Raw genomic sequence first — 259 nt, forward strand, 5'->3', positions numbered from 1 at the left:
CCATGACCGCGGCGCATAAAACATTACCTTTACCTAGTTTTGTTCGCGTTACAAACACGCAAAATGGCAAGTCAGTAATTGTACGCGTAAACGACCGTGGGCCTTTTCATGATGACAGAATTATTGACCTGTCATATGCGGCTGCATACAAGCTAGGCTACTACACACACGGTACAGCAAAGGTTAAGCTTGAAGCGGTTACGCTTTCGAATTCTGCTGCTAATAAAACGTATATTCAAGTAGCTGCAGGCAGTACATT

Annotated in this window: 1 protein-coding gene; it reads left to right on the top strand. The window is 44.0% G+C overall.

Features of this window, described 5'->3' with window-relative positions:
* Positions 1-259: septal ring lytic transglycosylase RlpA family protein (locus R2R70_RS21250; RefSeq protein ID WP_410979087.1), on the top strand; the 259-nt coding region annotated here is incomplete at both ends.

Source organism: Cobetia sp. SIMBA_158, from assembly GCF_046566945.1.
In the GTDB taxonomy this organism is placed as follows: Bacteria; Pseudomonadota; Gammaproteobacteria; order Pseudomonadales; family Halomonadaceae; genus Cobetia; species Cobetia amphilecti.